Origin of the sequence: Hyphococcus luteus (assembly GCF_002943565.1) — a bacterium.
Taxonomy (GTDB): domain Bacteria; phylum Pseudomonadota; class Alphaproteobacteria; order Caulobacterales; family Parvularculaceae; genus Hyphococcus; species Hyphococcus luteus.
In genome coordinates, this window is the sequence record NZ_PJCH01000009.1 from 14051 (window position 1) to 32701 (window position 18651).

An 18651-nucleotide genomic window follows, 5' to 3' on the forward strand; every position below is an offset into this window, starting at 1 on the left:
CGCCACCCCCACAGATGAGAGATAGTCAGATGTCAGTTTACCAAAACACGATACCCCTCGGGCTCTCACACTTAAGAAGCAGAGCCCGATATGCATCGGTGCTCAGCCAACGCACGTCTGACCGTCTAAAGGCTGGGTGCGTTGAAAGATTTTCGGTCGGGCTCTGATGCGCGCGCTTGATCCCGATCTCCAGACGCATCTCGAAACCGGCGCGACGACGCTCGCGACTTGCTGGCGCGTGACGCGTCGCGACGGGCTCGTTCTCGGTTTCACCGATCACGACCGCGCGCTCTCCTTTGACGGAACCGACTTCCTGCCCGAGACGGGCGCGACCGGCTCGGCGCTGTCGTCCTCCGCCGATCTCGCCGTCGACAATGCTGACATTGAGGGCGCGCTCGCGGCTTCGGCCCTGTCGGGCGAAGACCTCGCCGCCGGGCGCTATGACGGGGCGCAAGTCGAAATCTTTCGCGTCAATTGGGCGGCGGTTTCGCAGCGCGTCTTGCTGAAGAAAGGCGTCATCGGCGAAGTGAAACGCGAGGGCGCGGCCTTCCGCGCGGAACTCAGAGGATTGTCGCACACGCTCGATCAGCCCGTGGGCCGCGTCTATCAGCGGGCCTGCGACGTTAATCTCGGCAGCGCGAAATGTGGCGTCGACCTTGACGACCCGGCGTTTAAGACGGCGGGCGAAGTGACGGCGCTGAAAGACGCCCAAAGTTTCATCGCCGACGGCTTTTCTTCTTTTGAAGACGGCTGGTTCGCCCACGGGCTTTTGACTTGGGAAACCGGCGCCAATGCCGGGCTATCGGCGCATGTGAAAACGCAGACGCAAAACGGCGCCGTCGCCTTGTGGCTGCCCGCGGGCGCGGCGATCGAAATCGGCGATAGCTTCACCGCGACGGCGGGCTGCGACAAGCGCTTTCAAACTTGCCGCGAAAAATTTTCCAACGCGATCAATTTTCGCGGCCAGCCCTTCATGCCCGGCAACGACTTCGCGATTTCCTATCCGCTGAAGGGAGAGAAGAATGACGGAGGCAAGTTGAGATGAATGCTATTATATGCGCCGGCGGCTTCAGGACGCGCTTATCCTTCCAGCGGCATGAACAGCGGAAAGAACAAGAAGACGAAAAGGAATATCAGCGCAATCACCGCGAGCGATTTGATCAAGGGCCTGCCGCCGAGAAGCCGGGAAAGGCCTATCCAGGCGCCGTAGGTCAGGGCCGCGCAGATGAGGCCATAGGCGGTGACGATAAAAGCGTCACCCCATTCAACCGCTTTTCTGGTCCAAAAGTCCGCAGGGTTTTCCATGTATTCGAGGGCTATTTTAGCGGCGATGATCGCAATCAGTCCGACCACGATGAACGCTTTGAATGCGCGGCTTTGCAAGCGTTTTTCGATCATGGCGTTGCGGTCCCCTCCAGCCCGGTCGATTGCCGCAATCTAGTCGAAATAGAGTTTGGACGCAAAGCCATGCGGAATGGGAGGGGCGCCGCATGAGCGCTTCCGTTCCGGTTTCTTCTTCCGTTGTCGTGACCCGCCCCCGCATCCTCGCCGCCGCCGCAGGCTGGATCGGCACGCCTTACGTGCATCAGGCGAGCGCGAAGGGCGCGGGCTGCGACTGTCTCGGCCTTGTGCGCGGGGTGTGGCGCGATCTACACGGGGAGGAGCCTGAAACGCCGCCGCCTTATACGCCCGATTGGAACGAGCGCAGTAAAAACGAACCGCTGCTCTCCGCCGCGCGCCGCAATCTCGTGGAGAAAAAAACGCGCGACATCGCAGCGGGCGATGTCGTGATCTTTCGCGTCGCGGCCAACGGGCCTGCAAAACACTGCGGCATCGCGACATCGCCCAACGCTTTCATCCACGCCTATGCGGGCCGCGCGGTCGTCGAAAGCTGGCTCGGCCGCTGGTGGCGCCAGCGCATCGCCGGCGTATTCGAATTTCCGGGAATTGAAGAATGAAGCGTGCACGGACCTTTGTCTTCACCTCTCGCCGTCGGGGAGAGGTCGGAATCGCGCTGGCGATTTCGGGCGAGGGGGATGGGCGCGCGCAAATTGAAAGACTCTTTCCCCCTCACCCTGGTCCTCTCCCCAAGGGGGAGAGGGAATGGTTCGGAGCCTGCATCGACGGAGCGTAAATCATGGCCCAACTCCTCCTCACCGCCGCGCAGACCGGCGCCGGCGCCGCCGTCAAAAGCGGCGTCGGCGCCTTTCTGGCGCGCACTGTGGCGACGACCGCCGCGTCTTACGCGGCGGGGTATGCCGACCGGCTGGTCTTCGGACCGCGCAAGCGCAAGGTGGAAGGTCCGCGCCTTGAAAGTTTTCAGGTGCAGGCGAGCCAGGAAGGCGCGCCGATCCTGCGCGTCTATGGCCGCGCGCGCGTCGCCGGGCAATTGATCTGGGCGGCGAATTTCAAGGAAACGGCCTCGCAATCGACCGAAAGCTCCGGCGGCAAGGGCGGACGGCCCGCGGCGCAAACAACCTACACGGAGTATCTCTATTCCATCTCTTTTGCGGTGGGCCTGTGCGAAGGCGTCATCGACCGGGTAGGCCGCGTCTGGGCCGACGGCAAGCCGTTCGATCTGTCGAAACACAATGTGCGCCTTTATCGCGGCGAGGAAACGCAGACGCCCGATGCGCTGATCGACGCGGTGGAGGGCGAGGCGCCGGCATTTCGCGGCCTCGCCTATATCGTCTTCGAGGATCTGCCGCTCAAAGATTTCGGCAACCGCATTCCGCAGCTTTCCTTCGAGATCGAAAAGAGCCTCAAAAGCGCCGATGAGAACGCGCTGGAAAACAAGCTGACCGCTGTCTCCATGATCCCGGCCTCCGGCGAGTTCGTTTACGGAACGAGCGCCGTCGCGCGCCTTATCGAGGAAGGGGTCACGGCCTCGGAGAACGTCCACAACAATCAGGGCGTCACGGATTTCGCCGCGTCGCTCGAGGCGCTTGCCGACGCGGCGCCCAATCTGGAACACGTCTCGCTGAGAGCCGCCTGGTTCGGAACCTCCGTCAACGCCGCTTCCTGCGCGATCCGGCCCGGCGTCGAGACGGCGGACAAGGAAACCGCGCCTTATGCGTGGAAGGCGGGCGGCGTCGCGCGCGATGATGCGCATCTCATCTCCACCGTCGACGGCGCCGCCGCTTATGGCGGCACGCCGGCGGACCGCTCGGTCGTGGAAGCGATCGCGGCGCTGAAAGCCAAAGGCCTCAAGGTGATGTTCCATCCGTTCATTTTGATGGACGCGGCGGGCTATCCCTGGCGCGGCCGCATCGATGCGGGGGCGGCGGACAAGACCGCAGGCGCGACTGCGGTCATTTCGACTTTTTTCGGCGATGCGGACGCCTCGGACTTTTCCATCTCGGGCGACGAGGTCGTCTATTCGGGATCGAATGAATGGTCCTTCCGGCGCTTTATCCTGCATTACGCCAAACTCTGTGCGCTGGCCGGCGGGGTCGATGCGTTTTTGCTGGGCTCGGAACTCGTCGGGGTCACGACGACGCGCGATGACGCCGACACTTACCCGGCGGTTGCGCAGATGATCGCGCTCGCCGGCGAAGTGCGCAGCATTCTGGGCCCGTCCACAAAGATTTCCTACGGCGCCGACTGGTCGGAATATTTCGGCCATCAGCCGGGCGACGGCTCCGGCGACGTTTTCTTTCACCTGGACGCGCTCTGGGCGGATCATGACATCGACTTTATCGGCGTTGACAATTATCTCCCCGTCGCTGACTGGCGCGACGGCTTTGCGCATGCGGACGCGCTCGCCGGCGCCAAAAGCCAGTACGATCCCGATTATCTGCAAGCGAACATCAAAGGCGGCGAGCGTTACGACTGGTATTATGCGAGCGATGAAGACCGCGAGGCGCAGGTCAGAACGCCGATCAGCGACGGCGCCTATGGCGAGGACTGGGTGTTTCGCGCCAAGGATTTCTGGAGCTGGTGGTCGAACGCGCATCATAACCGCCCCGGCGGCGTGCGCGAGGCGTCTCCAACCGCCTGGGTTCCGGAGTCGAAGCCGTTTTATTTCACGGAAACGGGTTGTCCCGCCGTCGACAAGGGGGCCAATCAGCCCAATGTCTTCGTCGACGCGAAAAGCACGGAAAGCGCCTTGCCGCATTTTTCCAGCGGCTATCGCGACGACATGGCCCAGCGCCGGTTTCTGGAGGCGCAGGCCGCGTTCTGGGGCAAGTCCGCCAACAATCCGGTCTCTTCCGTTTATGGCGGCCCCATGGTCGATGCCGACCGGCGCTATGTCTACGCCTTTGACGCGCGGCCTTTCCCGGATTTTCCCGCCCGCGCGGATGTCTGGGGCGATACGGCGAACTGGGAGAAGGGCCACTGGCTGAACGGGCGGCTTGGCCGGGCGCCGCTGGGCCTTCTCGTGAAGGCGCTGGCGGGCGAGGCGGGCTTTTCCAATGTGGAGACCGACCGCCTCGAAGGCGTCGTCACCGGCTATGTGGTCGACCGGCCTCTGTCCGCGCGCGAGACGATCGATCCGCTGGCGGATGTTTATCAGTTCGACATCGTCGAGACGGGCGGCGCGCTGCGCTTTCAGCCGCGCCATGGCGAGCCGGTTTTGACGCTCGAGGCCGCCTCGCTGGCGGCGCGGGACGGGGGCGCCTTTTCCCTGGCGCTGGCGCAGGAGGCGGATCTGCCCGCCGCCTTCCGGCTCGGCTTTTTCGACGAGGCCGAAGACTTCGCCGCCGCCGTCGCCGAGGCGCGCGATCCGGGCGCCGGGCCGAAACGCGAAGCGGGGGCGGATGTCGCCGCGGTGATCCCCGTGGCCGAAGCGGAGGCGCGGGCGCGATCCATCCTCGCGGACGCCTGGGTGATGCGCGAGAGCCTCGAATTTTCCCTGCCGCCGTCCGCGCTGGCCGCGGAGCCCGGCGACGCGGTGGTGGTGAGCGATCTCGGAACGGAGCGGCGTTACCGCATTCTCGAAATCGAGGACGGGGTGTCGCGCGACTGTTCGCTGGTGCGCGTGGCTCCCGCTGTTTACGACGCGCCGACGACGCCCGCGTCCTTCGCGGCGCCCGGCGCGGTGATCGTCTATTCCGCGCCCGTCTGGGAATTGATGGACCTGCCGCTGATCCGCGAGACGCAAGATCCGGCGGCGCCGTGGCTGGCGGCGTTTTCCGACCCGTGGCCCGGCGGCGTGGCGCTCTATCGCAGTTCGGGCGGCGCGCCGGCGCTGGCCGGACTGGCGCCGGCGCGGGCCGTCATGGGCCGGCTCGAAACCGCGCTGCCGCCTGCCGGGTCGGGACGGCGCATCTGGCGCAGTGTCGACGTGCGGCTTTCCTACGGAACGCTATCCTCGAAGCAGGAAGAAGACCTCTTCGCCGGCGCCAACGCCTTCGCCGTCAAATCCGACGAGGGAAGCTGGGAGGTCTGCCAGTTCGAGACCGCCGAGCTGATCGGCGCCAATCTCTGGCGCCTGACGGGATTGCTGCGCGGACAGGCGGGCACGGAGCGCGAGGCGCTCTCGGGCGCATCCGCCGGGGCGCGGTTCGTCTTCCTCAATGCCGCGGTGACGCAAGCCTCGTTCAGCGCGAGCCTGCGCGGACTTTCCTTCGAATGGCAGGCGGGGCCCGAAAGCGATCTTCCCGATACGGAGAATTTCACCGCGCGGGATTTGACACTGACCGCCCGTGGCCTCCTTCCCTTGTCGCCGGTGCATCTGCGCGCGAGATGGGAAGGCGGCGACATCCGCCTCTCCTGGATCAGAAGGACGCGGGCCGGCGGCGACGCCTGGGAGGGCGAGGTTCCCTTAAGCGAACTGACTGAAAGCTATCGCGTCGCGATCTATGACGGCGAAACCCCGGTGCGCACGGCGGAGACCGCTTCGCCGGAATACGTTTACGCCGCCGCCGACATTCTGGCCGATTTCGGATCGCCCGATCCCGGCGAAACCCTGACCTTCGCCGTCGCGCAGCTTTCCGACGCCGTCGGGGAGGGGGCGGAGGCGTCTGGGTCGCCGGTGATCGCGCAGTGATTGCATCGTATGATGCATACGCTGCCACAGGCGACTCTCCACGGCTTGCCCGTGGAGTCTATCTCCGACGTTCGCCGGATCAGCTTCCAGTTCGTATTGCATGAAACATCGGGACGGGAATCTGGATCCACGCTTAAAGCGTGGGGAATCGCGAATTGAAAAGCAATCAGCAAGACCAAAATAGTAAAGGAGTTTGAAACCATGCCAAAACAAAACCATTTCAGCGGCGCCAGCCTCGCGGAGGCGGTGATGAATGCGACCGCGGCTTACAGAGAAGAAAATGTGCTAGAAGCAAAGTCTTATTGCAGTGATTTGCGAGCCGAATTCGATCGTAAGAAAATCGGATTCGACCACATACACGATCGCATTGTTGATATGCAACGTGAGGTTAATCGCTTGGAAGATCAGGCTAGGGATGTGCGAAATGCGGCTTTACTTTCGGCTCTTATTGCGCTTGGCAGCGCGTTAGGAAGCGCCGCGCGAGGCCTTACTAAGTTACGAAGATTGCAGCTTGGAAAATTTACCAGAAGAGATTTGCTGGATTTGGCGCCATTCGTTGGAGGGGCTCTCTCAGCGGGAGCTAATGCTCTAAGCGCAAGGTCCGCTTTTAGCGAGGCCCGTCGTTTAGAGCGGGAAATAGAGCGCTTGAAGGCTCAACATGAAAGGCTGGGCGATGAATTGTTAGACTTGGCTAAAAGCTACGAAAACTCAAATTGCCACCTGCGACCCGGTGTGGCTTGATTGTTTGAGGGTAGGCGCTTTTGCGTGCATCTGATTGTCCAGTAAAAATTTCGCAAAGACGCCTACCAAAATACAAAGTACAAGAATGGCGATAGACGAAAGGCCCCTGGAATTTGGGAAGAGCTTTGTAGCTGCAAAAAAGAAAAATAGTACTAGAGCAATCGCTAGGATGGATGCGCCGATTTCATAGGAAAAGTTGAGCAACCGGCTTTCGAAAACGGAACTGGACATGCCAGTCCACATGAGCATTCCGATCAGCCCGACCCATGCGGCAAGTGTCAGTATTTTTCTATTCATTGTTTCAATTGCTCTATCCGGTCAGCCAGAACATGTAGGTGAAAAGAATCCCAAACATTGCAGCCATCCCCAAAAGAACAGCGAATGCAAATTTTGCGCGCAATGACCAACTCGGGTTTTCTATGGCTTCTTCATCGTCAATTTCCTTTCCGGCCAAGAGACCGATTAGGACTGCGATGAAAACAACGCCGGCGATGGCGACGATGATAAAGACCACGACATCCAGGAGTGGCGCCGGGCGTGAGGCGTCCGTGCCGACCTCGAAGAGCGGTTTGGCTATGGTGTAAAGAGTAAAAGCCGCGAGTGCGTAACTGAGAACGCCCTGCTTTTCTTCCTCTTTATCCTGCTGGTCTTGCAAATTCGTCTCTTTCATTTCTTCATTAGATGAAAAGGAAACAACAATTTATCGCTTCCAGTCAAACCCCGATGAGGGAAGCGGGCTGTCTGGGGGCGCAGCCAGTTCCCCATCCCTCAAATTCCCCCGGGAAAATTAACCCTAAACTCTTCATTTCGGGGGAAAATCACCTATCTCTATGGCGAATGGGCCTTCCGCCCGAACCGGGCGGGCGCCTTTTTTGTAGGGTTTTAACAAGGGATTAGACGGGACGTGGCGCGCAATCCTTACATTGTGCTGGGCTTGAGCCCGAAGGCGACGGACGCGGAAATCCGCTCCGCCTTCCGCCAGCTCGCCAAGAAATACCATCCTGACCGCAATCCGGACGACAAGAAGGCCGAGGACAAGTTCAAGGAGGTCTCCGCCGCCTTCGACATCATCGGCGACCCGGATACGCGCAAGAAATACGACCGCGGCGAGATCGACGATGAGGGCCGCGAGCGGCCCAACCCCTTCCACCAATGGACCCAGCGCGAAGCGACCGGCGGGCGCGGCGGCTACAGCCAGGCCGGGGCCGGTCCCGGCGGCGGGCCGGGCGCGGGCGCCTCGTTCGAGGATCTCTCCGACATCTTCTCCGATATTTTCGGCGCGCGCGGCGCCGGGCGCGCCCATGGCGGCGGCGCAAGCCAGATGCGCGGACGCGACGTCAGATATCGTCTCGAGGTCGATTTCCTCGACGCCGTGAACGGCGCGAAAAAGCGCGTCACCATGCCCGACGGCAAGACCCTCGACCTTTCGATTCCCCCCGGGTTCGAGGACGGCCAGACCCTGCGCCTTAAAGGCCAGGGCGAGCGCGGTCCCGGCGGCGCCGGCGACGTTTATGTGGAAGTGAAGGTCAAGCCCCATCCGCTCTTCGAGCGCAAGGGCGACGACATCTATATCGAAACGCCGATCACGCTGAAAGAAGCGGTCCTCGGCGGCAAGATCACCGCGCCGACCATCGCCGGCGACGTCACCGTCAATGTGCCGAAATATTCGAGCTCGGGCACGGTCTTGCGGCTCAAGGGCCGGGGCGCGCCGAAACGGTCCGGCGGCGCGGGCGATCAATATGTGAAGCTTAAGATCATCCTGCCCGAAGGCGGCGACGCCGATCTTGAGGAATTCGTCAAAAGCTGGAAGGGCGCGGAGAAAAGCCGCAAGGATTTCGCCGGCGCTTAAGCTTCGGGGTTTGTTTGACTGGCCAAGCCCGAAACCGTACGAGTAAAGACGATCACTGCCTTGGGACCTGATTAAGCGCCATGACCCTGTCTCCGCGGAAAAGAGAGCGCCTGTCTGCGTTTCTGGGCGAGCTGCCCGTCGCGGCCGCGCTGAAGCTTTTCAGCGCCCTCGAGGCGGACCGGGCCGCAGGCGGAAAAGACATTCCCCATGACGCCATTCTTGGGGATTTGCGCCGCAAGCTGATCGAGCGCGGCTCGCCGCCTGTCCGCCGTCCCAGCGCCAAGCGCACTTTCTTCGATCCGTTTGAGGATTTCTTCGTCACTTTGCGCACCGGCAAGAAACGCCGGGCCCAGATCGCGCGCACCACGCTCGACCCGCTCTGGCGGGTGATGATGACCGATCCGGCGCTCACCGAAACCGCCATGGCCGCCGCCGCGCTCGACGATGCGTATGCGGGGGAAGGCGATGTGAAGCCCCTCGAACGGGCGATGTTTCTCGCCGCCGAAGCCGGGCTCGGCCGGCTCGCCGCGCGGGTCAGGGAAAGCGATGCGGCGCGCCGGGAGCTTGTGGAAGACCTCGGCGGCGAAGCGGCTTACGCCGATTTCGAGGAAATCCGATTGCTGCTGGAAGGCGCGGAAGCCCTGCGCACGCTTCGCGTCGTCGTGCCGTCGTCTTCGCCTTCGCTCACCGAAGAGCAGTATTACGATCTGCGCCAGCTCTTTTTATCCGCTTACGAACAGTCTCCGGCGACGGGCGCTTATCTGTTGCTGGCGCTGAAGGGCCGGCTCGAGGCGCCGTGGCGCGCGCTCGGGGTTTATTACCATCTCGCGCAAAGCGCCGACGAGCGGCTGGCGGGCGCGCGCGACACGGTGATGGCGCTGCCCGAAAGCCTGTTCGAAGACCTTGAAAACATGGCCCGCGCCCTCGAACGGGCGGGAACGCAAGAGCTTAACGCCAAGACAGCGGCGGCGCGGCTTTCCTGGTTCACCGATTACGCCGAAGGCCTGTCGCGCCAGGCCGCCAGAGCCGGGGACAATGTCTTTTTGAACCGCATCGAGGCCTGCCGCGACATCGCCGGCGAGGCCCATGCGCGCTTTGTGGAGCAGGCTCTGACGGCGCTTCGCGCCGCCCTGCCGGTGCGCAAGGCGGGCGGGTCGAGCCGGCTGGTCTCGCCGCGTCCCGACATTTCGAAAGCGCTGGCGCCGGACGTGATCGACGACGCGCACGCCGCGGTGGGGTTGTTGTCCGACGCCCCGGCGGAGGCGCGCCGTCTCGGCGCCGATCCGGGCCTCGCCCAGAAAGTGCTCGAAGAAGCGACCGAAAAGGCGCGGGTCTACGCCAACGATCTCGTGGCGGAAATCCGCGCCGCGGAGGGCGGCGAACGCGCCGCCGCCAAACATCTTCTCGAACAGACGCTGTCGGTGGTTTCGCCCTTGCTGAAAAGTGACGAGATCGGCCTGATCCGTGATCGCGCCGCCGCTGCGGCGGTGACGGTTTAGGCATAAAGACTCCGCAGCGCTGCCTCCCCCATTCATGGGGGAGGCAGCCGCGAAGCGGACGGAAGGGGCAGACAAGACCCCCATCGCCCCCTTCGGGGGCGCTTCTCCCGCAAGCGGGGGAAGAGGAAGACTGAAAAGCTTTGAGAAAAATTATGACCGGTGAAACAAAAAAGACCGAATTCAAATCCGCCGGGGGCGAAACCCTCGCTGCGGCGCTTGAACTGCCCGAGCGCCCGCACGCTTATGCGCTTTTCGCGCACTGTTTTTCCTGCACCAAGGACATCAAGGCGGCCCGCGAAATCGCAAGGGCCCTGCGCGCTAAAGGCTTCGCGGTGATGCGGTTCGATTTCACCGGGCTCGGCGCGTCCGAAGGCGAATTCGCCAACACCAATTTCTCCTCTAATGTGGACGACCTTGTCGCGGCGGCGGATTTCCTGCGCGAAACTTATGAGGCGCCGTCGATCCTCATCGGCCATTCGCTGGGCGGCGCCGCGGCGATCGTCGCGGCGTCGCGCATTCCCGAAGTCAAAGGCGTCGCCACCATCGGCGCCCCCGCCGACGCCGGTCATGTAGTGAAGCAGATTTCCGAACATCGCGACGAAATCGAAGAGAAGGGCTTCGCGACGGTCGATCTCGCCGGCCGGCCCTTCACCATCAAGAAACAGTTTCTCGTCGACCTTGAAAACCAGGACGTCACCGCGGCGGCGGAGAATTTGAAAAAGCCGCTCCTTATCATGCACGCGCCGCTCGATAAAACCGTCGGCATCGAAAACGCTGCGAAGATTTTCGCGGCGGCGAAGCACCCAAAAAGCTTCATCAGTCTCGACGACGCCGATCATCTTCTTTCGAAACCCGAAGACGCGCGCTACGCGGCTGGCGTGCTCGCCGCCTGGGCCGGGCGCTATATCGGCGCGCCTATGGAGGATGCGGAACCGGCGGAGACGCAAGACGCTGCGTCATCCTACGCCGCGCCGCCCTTTGCCGGCGGCGCGCTCGCGCAAACCGTCCCGGGCGAGCCTTTGGCGGTGGCGCTGTCCATTGACGGCTATCCCATGACGATCGATGCGAGCGAAGAAGAAGGCGGCCATGATCTCGGCCCCAATCCGACCCGCACCGTGGAAGGCGCGCTCGCCGCCTGCGGCGTCATGACCATTAAGATGTATGCGCGGCGCAAGGGCTGGGACGTGCAATCGGCGGAAATCCGCATTCGCCGGGGCGAAAAACAGGAATCCCATACGCCGGGCGAATTCGAAAAAGAGCTGGCTGTCAGCGGCGATCTTGATGACGAGCAAAAGGCGCGCCTCCTCGAAATCGCCGACAAATGTCCGGTTCACCGTCTTCTCACGCGCGGCGTGACGGTGAATTCCCGTCTTGTTTCAAAGTTTTAACAATATTTAATGCGACTGGGACGCTTTTGCTTAGCTCTCGCCATACTTAATTACATTATGGTCAAGCGATGGGGCGCTTTCTCATTGAAGGCTGAAGAAGGATCATGAAGTTGTCGACACAGTACAAGACAAAATCAAAAACCCGTCTGGCCGCGATCGTCGCCGCCGGGATCGCGGCGAGCGCGCTGACCGCCGCCAGTTTCGGATTTTCAGCAGCGCAGGCCCAGGCGCCGCGCCTCATGGCGCCGCCGCTCGCCGCCGACGGCACGCTCTCCTTCGCCGATCTCGTCGAGCGCGTAAGCCCCGCCGTGGTCAGCGTTCTTGTGGAGCGCGAGGTGGAGACGCGCCGCGGCGTGCCGCCGCAAATCGAAGACCTGTTTCAGTTTCGTTTCGGGTTTCCGGACGATCAGGGCTCCGATGATTTCGACGGCGGCGTGCGCCGCATGGAGGCGCAGGGCTCCGGCTTTTTCATCGACAAGGAAGGCCATATCGTCACCAACAACCACGTTGTCGAAGACGCCGACATCGTGAAAGTCCGCCTCGCCAATGGCGATGAAGTGGACGCCGAAGTGGTCGGCACCGATCCGCTGACGGATCTCGCCGTGCTTAAAGTGAAGCCCCGCGAGGAGCAGGCTTTTGTTGAATTCGCCGACGACGTAAATTTGCGCGTCGGCGACTGGGTCGTCGCGGTGGGCAACCCGTTCGGTCTCGGCGGCACGGTGACGAGCGGCATTGTCTCCGCCATCGGCGGCCAGAACCGCGCCAATCAATATGTCGACTTCCTGCAGATCGACGCGCCCATCAACCGCGGCAATTCCGGCGGGCCGACCTTCGATCTCAAGGGCCGCGTCGTCGGCGTTAATACGGCGATTTTTTCCCCCAATGGCGGCAGCGTCGGCATCGGCTTTGCGATCCCCGCCCGCGTCGCCAAGGAAACCGTGGCGCAGCTTATCCGGAACGGCGCGGTCACCCGCGGCTGGCTCGGCATTCAGCTTCAGGAAGTCACGACCGAAATCGCCGCTGCCATCGGCCTCAAAGAACCGGGCGGCGTTCTCGTCGCCGACGTCATCGACGGCACGCCGGCGCAAAAGGCCGGTCTTGAGGACGGCGACGTCATTCTCGGTCTCGACGGCGAAGATGTGGAGACGGCGAACGAGCTTTCGCGCCGCGTCGCGTCCTTCTCGCCGGGCGAAAAGGTTGAACTGCGCGTTCAGCGCGACGGCAAGATCCGCAATATGACGGTCAAGCTCGGCCAGCGCGATGAAGCTGCGCAGGTTGCGGAAAACGACGTTCCGTCCAATGACAATGACAGCCTCGCCGCCGATGTGGGCGTGCGCGTTGCGAATCTGAACGATGCGCTGCGCCAGCAGTTCCGCGTGCCCGACGATGTCGACGGCGTCGTGGTGACAGCGGTCCGTCCCGGCAGTCCGGCCGAAAGCGCCGGGCTCCAGCCCGGCGTCGTGATCCTGCAGGTCGACGGCGAGGAAATCCGCAATGGCGACGATCTTCGCGGCAAGATCAAAAACGCCAAGAAATCCGGCAAGGACGCCGTCCTCCTGCGCATGCAGTTCGGCGCCAACCGCCAGTTCGGGGCGCTGTCGCTCGACAGTCAATAGCTGCTTTCTGCGCGCCCGCGATCCCCGGCCGGTCCGGCGGATGAGCGGGCGCGAAGTTTTTTGCAGAACAACGCTAAACTCGGCTAAGGTGACGATATGCGAATCCTTCTGGTTGAAGACGATGCGGAAGCGGCGGCCTATGCGGCCAAGGGCTTGCGTGAGGCCGGGCATGTGGTGGACCACGCGCTGGACGGCGAATCCGGGCTCAATATGGCGTCCTCGGGCGGTTACGACGCCTATGTGATCGACCGCATGCTGCCGAAAATGGACGGGCTGGCGCTGCTCGCGAATCGCCGCGACGAGGGCGACGAGACGCCGGCCCTGTTTCTCTCCGCGCTCGGCGAGGTCGACGACCGCGTGTCGGGTCTCAAGGCCGGCGGCGACGATTATCTGGTCAAGCCTTACGCCTTTCCCGAACTCCTCGCGCGCATCGAGGCCATGGGCCGCCGGCGCGCCTCAAGCCCGTCGGAAGTAACGACGCGCTTCACGGTCGGCGATCTCGAACTCGACGTCTTGACGCGCGCCGTGCGCCGCGCCGAGCGCAAGATCGATCTGCAGCCGCGCGAGTTTCGCCTGCTTGAATATCTGATGCGCCATGCGGGCCAGGTGGTGACGCGCACCATGCTCCTCGAAAATGTCTGGGAGTATCATTTCGATCCGCAGACCAATGTGATCGACGTTCACATCTCGCGTTTGCGCGCCAAGATCGACAAGGACTTCGACAAGCCGCTTTTGAAAACCATCCGCGGCGCGGGCTACCGCTTGTCCGACGACAACGAATAGGCGCGCTCCATGCTGCGCCTTTTACGCACGACATCGTTCCGCTTCACGCTGATCTATGTCGTGCTTTTCGCCGGCGCGGTGGCGCTTCTGGGCGCTTATCTTTACACTGCGACTTTCGGCGACGCGGCGAAAGAAACGGACCGGGTCATCGACACCGAGATCGGCGTTCTCGCCGAGCTGTTCTCCACCAGCGGATCGGGCATGCTGACCCGCGTCATCCGCCAGCGCACCGCCTGGTCCGATGATGCGATCTACATGCTGATCGGCGCGCCCTCGGGCGCCGTCCTCGCCGGCAATCTCACCGCGCTTCCGCCCGAAGCGTTGCAGGCGGAAGGCGATTTTTTCAATTTCAAATTCGAAAAACCGTTGGTCGACGCGGCGGGCCGCGAGGTCGGCGTGCAGCAGCGCGAAGCGCGCGGCAAGATGATGCGGTTTCGCGCCTCGCCCGAGGCCGAACAGTCCTTCCTCGTCGTCGTCGCCCGCGACATTGCGAGCCGCGAATATCTGCGCAGCCGCACCCAGGCGGTGATCACCCGCGCCGCGCTCGTCACTGTGGCGCTCGGCGTCGTCATCGGCCTTGTGTTTTCGCGCACGCTTCTCGGCCGGGTCGAGGTGGTCAACAAGACGGCGCGCGCGATCCGCGGCGGCGATCTCTCCCAGCGCATTCCGCTCACCGGCTCCGGCGACGAACTCGACGACCTCAGCGCCAACCTCAATTCCATGCTCGATCAGATCGAGCGCCTGATGGCCGGCATGCGCGATGTTTCCGACAATATCGCCCATGACCTGCGCTCGCCTTTAACGCGCATCCGGAACCGGCTCACCAATGCGCTCGAAGGCGATGACGCGGCGAAAGACGCAGCCCTGCGCGCCACCATCGATGATTCGGAAAAACTGCTGGCGACGTTCAATGCGCTGCTTTCCATTGCGCGCATTCAGTCGGGCGAGGGCGCCGGCGCCTTGAAGCCGATCGATATTGTCGCCATCGCCGAGGAAATGGCCGAGCTTTACGAACCGGCGGCCCAGGACGCCGGCTTCGAGCTTGAGCTTGTCACTGCGCCGACGCCGCTGGTGAAAGGCTCGCGCGAGCTTGTCTCCCAGGCGGTGGCGAACTTCCTCGACAATGCGCTGAAATACGCCGAGGGCGGCACGCGCATCGTCTTGAAGGTCGGGCGCGCCAAAAACGGCGGCGCGGTGTTTTCCGTCGCCGACAACGGCCCGGGCGTCGCGCCGGAAGACCGCGAACGGATCTTCGAGCGCTTCGTGCGTCTTGAAGCGAGCCGGTCGACGCCGGGGTCGGGGCTTGGCCTTTCGCTCGTCTCCGCAATTGCGCGCGCGCACGGCGCGACAATCGAACTGACGGACGGAATAAAACATGAAAACGACCAGGGCTGCGGCCTCGGCGTCGTCATGACCTTTCCGCCTTCGGATTGACGGACCTTGCGAAGCTTGTCCGAATTTTCATACAACGCGCCGCATTCACAGATGATGATGAACCATAAGTTGCGCCCTTTCGCGATGATCGCGGGATGCGCAAGAGAGGATGAGATAGATGAGCAAAGCGGACTTCATCGCCCATGTCGCCGACGCCGGCGACCTCACCAATGCGGAAGCCAAACGCATGGTGGAGCTGGTTTTCGGCGAAATCGAAAACGGCCTGCGGCGCGCCCGCAAGGAGGGAAAATACACCATCGGCACCTTCGGCACGTTCACCATCTCCAAACGCCCGGCGCGAAAGGGCCGCAATCCCCGGACCGGCGAGGAAATGACCATCAAGGCGTCGAAGTCCCTGCGCTTCCGCCCGTCTTCGGCCCTGAAGGAAGCGGCCGGCTGCTGAAACCGGCTCATATTTTTGCTGGATTTCACTCCCGCGCCCGCCCATTTTACACGCAATGAAAAGCCTTGCCGAAAGCATCGTTTCCGCTCCCGCCGTCTATAACGCGGAGGCGGCGGCGCAATTCATTGAAAGCCTCGATGGCGGCTTCGCCGCTCTGCCGGAACCGGCGCGCGCGCTTCTGAAGGGCGTCGCCGGCGCCTCGCCTTATCTCCGCCGCCTCGCCCTGGGGCGCAAGGACGGGCTTGCGGCCATGTTCGCCGCGCCCCCGCACGAGACGCTGAAAGACATTCTCGCCCGGGCCGAAAGCGTTGCGGAAGCCGACGGCATGGACGCGCAGATGAAGGCGCTGCGCGAAGCAAAACAGGATGCGGCGCTTCTCATCGCGCTCGCCGATATCGGCGGCGCCTGGAGCGTCATGGAGACGACCGAGGCGCTGTCGCGTTTCGCAGACGCGGCGCTCAAAGGCGCGCTCGCTTGTGCGATTGCGCGTTCGCCGCTGGAGACAAGCCTCGGCCTGGTCTTTTTCGCCATGGGCAAGCACGGCGCCTATGAGCTCAACTATTCGAGCGACATCGACCTCGTCGTTCTCTTCGACCCTAGCCGCATGGGGCATGAGGACCGGCATGAGGCGCAAAAACACGCCGTCGCGGTCACCCGCGACGTCGTCAACATGATGCAGATGCAGACGGCGGACGGCTATGTCTTTCGCACCGATCTGCGCTTGCGTCCCGATCCCGGCGTCACGGCGCTGGCGATTTCGGTGACCTCGGCGGAATCCTATTACGAGGCTTTCGGCCAGAACTGGGAGCGCATGGCCTTCATCAAGGCGCGTCCGGCCGCCGGCGACATCGCGCTCGGCGAGAATTTTCTGAAAACCCTGCGGCCGTTCATCTGGCGCAAGTTTTTCGACTACGCCGCCATCGAGGACGTGCATGCGGTCAAGCGCCAGATGCATTCGGCGAAAGGCGGCGGCGACATCGCCTTCGAAGGTCATGACGTCAAACTCGGGCGCGGCGGCATTCGCGAAATCGAATTTTACGCCCAGACACAGCAGCTCATCCTTGGCGGCAAGACCCCCGCCTTGCGCATGCGCGCCACGCTCGACGCATTGGAAGCGCTCGCCGAAGCGGAAGCGATTACCGAGGCGGCGCGCGACGAATTGAGCGAGGCTTATCGCTATCTTCGCCATGTAGAGCATCGTCTGCAGATGGTGAATGACGAACAGACCCATCGCATTCCGCGAGAGGCCGAAGACATAAAACGCGTTGCGCTCTTCGCCGGCGCTGAGAACGCCGAGGCTTTTCGCAAAAAACTGCTGGCGACGCTGGAACGGGTCAGCGCCCATTATGACGGCCTCTTCGAAGCTGACGAGACGCCGGAGAGCCGCCTCGGGCCGCTGGTTTTCACCGGCGTTGAGCTGCATCCGGCGACGCTCGAAACGCTTGAAAAGCTGGGCTTTAAACGCGCGCCGGATGTGAGCGCCGCGATCATGCGCTGGCACAAGGGGACCTTGCGCGCCACGCGCACCGAACGCGCCCGCACGCTGTTGACGAAACTCGTGCCGCCGCTGCTCGAAGCGCTGTCGAAAGCCGGCGATCCGGACGAGGCCTTTTTCGCCTTCGAGGATTTCCTGGCGCGCCTGCCTGCGGGCGTGCAGGTGTTTTCGCTTCTTCTCAACAATCTCGACGTTTTCGATACGCTGATCCGCATCATGACGATTTCGCCTTATCTCGGGCGTCAGTTTTCGAAACATCTCAATCTTGTCGAACGCCTTCTCGACAATCGCTGGTCCGAGCCGCCGCCGCTTCCGGAAAGTTACGAACACGCCTGCAAGACCGTCGTCGAGGCGGCGCCGGATTACGAGGCGGCGCTCAATGCGGCGCGCCGCTGGGCCGGCGAACAGAACTTTCAGATCACCGCGCAGCTTGCCGTGGGGATTCTTTCTCCTGAGGACGCCTCGCGCCATTTCACCGCCATCGCCGACGCCTCGATCCGCGCGCTTCTCGCCGCAGCGCTGGCGGAGATGGAGGCTCAGCACGGCGCCGTCGACGGCGACTTCGTCACGGTGGGGCTCGGGCGTCTCGGCGCGGGCGAGATGACGGCGACCTCCGACATCGATCTCATGTTCATTTACGACGCGCCTCAAGACGCCCAGTCGGACGGCGCCCGTCCGCTCGGCGCCGTCGACTATTTCACCCGGCTCGTGCGCCGGGCGGTGACGGCCCTGTCCGCCGCCACCGAGGAGGGGGCGCTTTACGAGGTCGACATGCAGCTCAGGCCTTCGGGCAAGGCGGGCCCCGCGGCGGTGAGCCTCGCCGCCTTCCGGCGTTATTACGCCGAAGAGGCCTGGACCTGGGAGGCGATGGCGATGGTCAAGGCGCGGGTCATCGGCCCGGCGGGCAAGCTCGCCGACGCGGTTTCGGCGGAGATAGACGCAATCGTTGCGCGTGCGCGCGACCCTGAAACGCTTCCCGGCGATGTCGCCGCCATGCGCGCGCGCCTTGACGAAGCGAAACCGGGCGCCGGTCCCTGGGACGTTAAAAACATCGTCGGCGGGCTGACGGACATCGCTTTCATTTGCCAGTATCTCGCGCTGCGCGCCGGTGCAAAAGGCCGCGCGCCCCGAAGCGTCGCCAAGGCCCTCGTCTGGTTTGCGAAAGAGGGCGAACTGGCGCAGGAAGAGGCGGAAACGTTAATATCCGCGCATCGCCTGTTTGAGGCGGTCTTGCAGGTGAGCCGGGCGGCCACCGGCGGCGTGTTTACGCCGGAAAAGGCGGGGGAGGCCTTATGCGTCAGAATGGCGTCCGTATGCGGAGAACAAACCATCGACGCGGCGGAACGAAACTTGCTGCGCCATGAGGCGCAGACCGCCGCGCTGTTTACCAAGATTGTCGGCGAACGGCGCGCCCGTCAAAAGTAAACGGGCAGATGAATACGGGATAAACC

The 18651-nt window shown here is 63.0% G+C and carries 14 protein-coding genes; 12 read left to right on the top strand and 2 right to left on the bottom strand.

Going from position 1 to position 18651, the window contains the following annotated elements:
- The first annotated feature begins 166 nt into the window (after positions 1–166).
- Positions 167–1045 (top strand): phage/gene transfer agent baseplate hub protein, encoded by an 879-nt coding sequence (locus CW354_RS12495; RefSeq protein ID WP_104830434.1) that lies wholly within the window; start codon positions 167–169, stop codon positions 1043–1045.
- A 35-nt stretch (positions 1046–1080) separates the two neighbouring features.
- Here the strand turns inward: CW354_RS12495 and CW354_RS12500 are convergent, their stop codons facing one another.
- Positions 1081–1398 carry a hypothetical protein gene (locus CW354_RS12500; protein ID WP_104830435.1) on the bottom strand — a complete coding sequence of 106 codons (318 nt, stop codon included), beginning with the start codon at positions 1396–1398 and terminating at the stop codon, positions 1081–1083.
- A 92-nt stretch (positions 1399–1490) separates the two neighbouring features.
- Here CW354_RS12500 and CW354_RS12505 point away from each other — a divergent pair, with 92 nt between their 5' ends.
- The 3 genes from CW354_RS12505 to CW354_RS23100 all read left to right on the top strand — a co-directional run bounded on the left by CW354_RS12505 (position 1491) and on the right by CW354_RS23100 (position 6733).
- A complete protein-coding gene (locus CW354_RS12505) occupies positions 1491–1958 on the top strand; it encodes an NlpC/P60 family protein (protein ID WP_104830436.1) in 468 nt (155 codons plus the stop codon).
- A gap of 179 nt (positions 1959–2137) precedes the next feature.
- Complete coding sequence (locus CW354_RS12515; protein WP_104830438.1) at positions 2138–5992, top strand: baseplate multidomain protein megatron; 3855 nt, start codon at positions 2138–2140, stop codon at positions 5990–5992.
- A gap of 201 nt (positions 5993–6193) precedes the next feature.
- The gene (locus CW354_RS23100) at positions 6194–6733 is read left to right on the top strand and encodes a hypothetical protein (protein WP_133162298.1); all 540 of its coding nucleotides are present in this window, start codon (positions 6194–6196) and stop codon (positions 6731–6733) included.
- A gap of 310 nt (positions 6734–7043) precedes the next feature.
- Here the strand turns inward: CW354_RS23100 and CW354_RS12525 are convergent, their stop codons facing one another.
- Positions 7044–7403, bottom strand: a complete 360-nt coding sequence (locus CW354_RS12525) for a hypothetical protein (protein WP_104830440.1) — start codon at positions 7401–7403, stop codon at positions 7044–7046.
- 234 nt (positions 7404–7637) lie between these two features.
- Here CW354_RS12525 and CW354_RS12530 point away from each other — a divergent pair, with 234 nt between their 5' ends.
- The 8 genes from CW354_RS12530 to CW354_RS12565 all read left to right on the top strand — a co-directional run bounded on the left by CW354_RS12530 (position 7638) and on the right by CW354_RS12565 (position 18625).
- The gene (locus CW354_RS12530) at positions 7638–8582 is read left to right on the top strand and encodes a DnaJ C-terminal domain-containing protein (RefSeq protein ID WP_104830441.1); all 945 of its coding nucleotides are present in this window, start codon (positions 7638–7640) and stop codon (positions 8580–8582) included.
- A gap of 80 nt (positions 8583–8662) precedes the next feature.
- Positions 8663–10081 (top strand): hypothetical protein, encoded by a 1419-nt coding sequence (locus tag CW354_RS12535; RefSeq protein WP_104830442.1) that lies wholly within the window; start codon positions 8663–8665, stop codon positions 10079–10081.
- A gap of 152 nt (positions 10082–10233) precedes the next feature.
- Entirely contained in the window at positions 10234–11469 is a 1236-nt protein-coding gene (locus tag CW354_RS12540) for a bifunctional alpha/beta hydrolase/OsmC family protein (protein ID WP_104830443.1), read from the top strand.
- A gap of 104 nt (positions 11470–11573) precedes the next feature.
- The gene (locus tag CW354_RS12545; protein ID WP_104830444.1) at positions 11574–13085 is read left to right on the top strand and encodes a Do family serine endopeptidase; all 1512 of its coding nucleotides are present in this window, start codon (positions 11574–11576) and stop codon (positions 13083–13085) included.
- A gap of 96 nt (positions 13086–13181) precedes the next feature.
- Complete coding sequence (locus tag CW354_RS12550) at positions 13182–13868, top strand: response regulator transcription factor (RefSeq protein ID WP_104830445.1); 687 nt, start codon at positions 13182–13184, stop codon at positions 13866–13868.
- 9 nt (positions 13869–13877) lie between these two features.
- A complete protein-coding gene (locus CW354_RS12555; RefSeq protein WP_104830446.1) occupies positions 13878–15302 on the top strand; it encodes a sensor histidine kinase in 1425 nt (474 codons plus the stop codon).
- 118 nt (positions 15303–15420) lie between these two features.
- Positions 15421–15705, top strand: a complete 285-nt coding sequence (locus CW354_RS12560; protein ID WP_104830447.1) for an HU family DNA-binding protein — start codon at positions 15421–15423, stop codon at positions 15703–15705.
- A gap of 55 nt (positions 15706–15760) precedes the next feature.
- Positions 15761–18625 (top strand): bifunctional [glutamine synthetase] adenylyltransferase/[glutamine synthetase]-adenylyl-L-tyrosine phosphorylase, encoded by a 2865-nt coding sequence (locus tag CW354_RS12565; protein WP_104830448.1) that lies wholly within the window; start codon positions 15761–15763, stop codon positions 18623–18625.
- The last annotated feature ends 26 nt before the right edge of the window (positions 18626–18651 follow it).

Coding starts and splice junctions, on each gene's coding strand:
- CW354_RS12495 (WP_104830434.1), top strand. CDS start 167: ATGCGCGCGCTTGATCCCGATCTCCAGACGCATCTCGAAACCGGCGCG.
- CW354_RS12500 (WP_104830435.1), bottom strand. CDS start 1,398: ATGATCGAAAAACGCTTGCAAAGCCGCGCATTCAAAGCGTTCATCGTG.
- CW354_RS12505 (WP_104830436.1), top strand. CDS start 1,491: ATGAGCGCTTCCGTTCCGGTTTCTTCTTCCGTTGTCGTGACCCGCCCC.
- CW354_RS12515 (WP_104830438.1), top strand. CDS start 2,138: ATGGCCCAACTCCTCCTCACCGCCGCGCAGACCGGCGCCGGCGCCGCC.
- CW354_RS23100 (WP_133162298.1), top strand. CDS start 6,194: ATGCCAAAACAAAACCATTTCAGCGGCGCCAGCCTCGCGGAGGCGGTG.
- CW354_RS12525 (WP_104830440.1), bottom strand. CDS start 7,403: ATGAAAGAGACGAATTTGCAAGACCAGCAGGATAAAGAGGAAGAAAAG.
- CW354_RS12535 (WP_104830442.1), top strand. CDS start 8,663: ATGACCCTGTCTCCGCGGAAAAGAGAGCGCCTGTCTGCGTTTCTGGGC.
- CW354_RS12540 (WP_104830443.1), top strand. CDS start 10,234: ATGACCGGTGAAACAAAAAAGACCGAATTCAAATCCGCCGGGGGCGAA.
- CW354_RS12545 (WP_104830444.1), top strand. CDS start 11,574: ATGAAGTTGTCGACACAGTACAAGACAAAATCAAAAACCCGTCTGGCC.
- CW354_RS12550 (WP_104830445.1), top strand. CDS start 13,182: ATGCGAATCCTTCTGGTTGAAGACGATGCGGAAGCGGCGGCCTATGCG.
- CW354_RS12555 (WP_104830446.1), top strand. CDS start 13,878: ATGCTGCGCCTTTTACGCACGACATCGTTCCGCTTCACGCTGATCTAT.
- CW354_RS12560 (WP_104830447.1), top strand. CDS start 15,421: ATGAGCAAAGCGGACTTCATCGCCCATGTCGCCGACGCCGGCGACCTC.
- CW354_RS12565 (WP_104830448.1), top strand. CDS start 15,761: ATGAAAAGCCTTGCCGAAAGCATCGTTTCCGCTCCCGCCGTCTATAAC.